Source organism: Pseudomonas sp. S1(2024) (genome assembly GCF_046557535.1).
Map to the genome: position 1 here is coordinate 1 of NZ_JBKGFP010000122.1, position 2,414 is coordinate 2,414.

Annotated in this window: 3 protein-coding genes; 1 reads left to right on the top strand and 2 read right to left on the bottom strand. The window is 63.5% G+C overall.

Features of this window, described 5'->3' with window-relative positions; genetic code table 11:
• Positions 1-210: 210 nt before the first annotated feature.
• Together ACLCGK_RS30505 and ACLCGK_RS30510 are read right to left on the bottom strand one after the other, a co-directional pair.
• A complete protein-coding gene (locus ACLCGK_RS30505) occupies positions 211-720 on the bottom strand; it encodes a GNAT family N-acetyltransferase (protein WP_410953528.1) in 510 nt (169 codons plus the stop codon).
• 17 nt (positions 721-737) lie between these two features.
• Positions 738-1,451, bottom strand: a complete 714-nt coding sequence (locus tag ACLCGK_RS30510) for an MgtC/SapB family protein (protein WP_013972648.1) — start codon at positions 1,449-1,451, stop codon at positions 738-740.
• Between the two features lie 396 nt (positions 1,452-1,847).
• Between ACLCGK_RS30510 and ACLCGK_RS30515 the strand changes: the two genes are divergently transcribed.
• A complete protein-coding gene (locus tag ACLCGK_RS30515) occupies positions 1,848-2,315 on the top strand; it encodes a sterol desaturase family protein (RefSeq protein WP_015270356.1) in 468 nt (155 codons plus the stop codon).
• The last annotated feature ends 99 nt before the right edge of the window (positions 2,316-2,414 follow it).

Consider the following 2,414-nt stretch of genomic DNA (forward strand, 5'->3'; position numbering starts at 1 on the left):
TGATCACGAACGAGGATCGATTTTCTACAAATGCGGGCTTCGCCAACGACACCGCTACGCGGTATCGAGCGAAGCCCTGCCCGAATGGCACGCTTGAAAATAAATTTCTAAAGACAGTTGCTCCCACAGGGGATAGCGCATGGCTCGAGGCCGATGCGGTCAAGGTGGGAGCTGGCTTGCCGGCGATGGGCTGCAAAGCAGCCCCGGGGTCTAAATATCTAAGCCAAGGCGCATCGCACAGCGGCCCTCAAGCCCATGGGCAAGCTCATCGGCCAGAATCTGCTGCAAGCGTGCATCCAGCAGCCCCTCACCGATCACCTCGAACCCCAACTGCGCATAGAACGGCGCATTCCATGGAACATCGGCAAAGGTGGTCAAGGTCAGCTCCCGCGCCCCCGCCTGGCGCGCCGCATCGGCGACCTGCTGCAGCAGCTTGCGCCCGACACCTTGTCCCTGGGCCTCCCGGCGCACCGAAATTTCATGAAGATGCAGCGCCTGATCCTCGAACCGGGCACAGGCAAACCCCAGAATGCGCCCATCCGGCCCCTCGGCCACCCAGCTCCCGCCAGCTTCGACAAATGCCTGATGGGTGCCGCAGTCCATCACATCTCCTTGCGCCAGCCATGCCAGCGCCGGCCGGGCGGCAAAGGCCTGGGCCGCCGAGCGTTCGACGCCCGGCAGCCATTGAATGTCGTGCTCAAGGGTAGGGCGAATGCGCATGATGAAGTCCTTTCGTTCTAGTCTGCCGCCAGCACCTGCGGCTGCAATTGCCAGCGCACCGAGCTTACACCTTTCTCCAGGCTGACCCGGCTGACCAACCGTTCCAGTTGCGCTGGTGCCTGCGCGGTGCCGAGCAGTTCGGCGCGCACTTCCAGGCGTGCGGGGTTCGCCAGGTCTTCGCTGTGCAGTGACTGCAGGCGCAGCTGCGGGTCGCCCAGGCTGTGCAACATCAGGCTGCGGACCTGGATCTCGTCCTCGGCGCGGCAGACGATGCGCACCTCGAAGTGCTGTTCCACCTCGCTGGCCGGCACCACTTCCTGGCGGTCCAGGCGCTGGGCAATGTCACGCAACAGGATATTGGCACACAGCACCACCAGGCTACCCAGCGTCGCTTCCAGCAGCAGCCCGAGGCTGCACAGCACGCCGACCGCGGCCGTGCACCACAGCGTGGCGGCGGTGTTCAGGCCACGTACGTTAAACCCGTCGCGCATGATCACGCCGCCACCAAGAAAACCGATGCCCGATACCACGTACGCGGCGATACGCGACGCATCGGTGGGCGCCATGCCCGGCACCGCCTGGGTCATCAGCACGAACAGGCAGGCACCGGTGCTGACCAGTGCATTGGTGCGCAGCCCGGTCAGGCGCTGGCGCAGTTGACGTTCGGCGCCGATCAGCGCCCCCAGCAGCAGGGCGATGCTGACACGCAGCAGAAATACTTTCCAATCCATAGCAAACCTCTTCCACGGGCACACGCCCGCAAGAACGCCATCAGCTGGCGCGGTTGAAAAACCAGAAAATGCGCAAGACCACGAAGGGGGAGGAAGAAGAGGGGGATTACAAGAAACCACCGTCTTGCCAGGCCGGCCAGACAGCGCAGGACACTGCCGGACTAGCGCGCCACGTGGGCCTGTCGCATGCGACTGGGGCTACTGTCCAATGCAGGTCTCCTGTTCAGGGATGCAAAATTGCGCCGCGGACCTTACGCCCCGTGGCAGGCCAGGTCAAGGGCAAAAACATGACAATGGCTTCATCCGCAATGGCCTGCTACCGGTCACGCCTGCATGGAAAAAAACTCGGGCAATCGGTACCCTTGCGCCTTCCCTTGCCATCCCCCGGACCGTTCCATGCTGTTCAATCTCGCCGTGCTGTTCGGCACCCTGGTGGCCATGGAGGGCGTTGGCACGCTGGCTCACAAGTACATCATGCATGGCTGGGGCTGGTGGCTGCACCGCTCGCACCATGAGCCGCAACTGGGCATGCTCGAAACCAATGACCTGTACCTGGTGGCCCTGGGGCTGATCGCCACGCTGCTGGTGGCCCTGGGCAAGGGTGGTTTTGCGCCCTTGCAGTGGGTGGGTGGCGGCGTGGCGGGGTACGGCGTGCTGTATGTCGTGGCCCACGACGGGTTCTTTCATCGGCACTGGCCACGCAAGCCACGGCCGGTCAACCGCTACCTCAAGCGTTTGCATCGCGCGCACCGGTTGCATCACGCGGTGAAGGGGCGCACGGGGAGTGTGTCGTTCGGGTTTTTCTATGCACCGCCGTTGAAGGTGTTGAAGCAGCAGTTGCGGCACAAGCGCAGCCAGTTGTGACAGGGACTGGCGCCTGACCTGTGGGAGCGGGGGGGGGGGGGGGGGGAGGAAAAGAAGGAAGGCGAACACACTTTTTTCGTGTTCTTGGGACGAACGAGC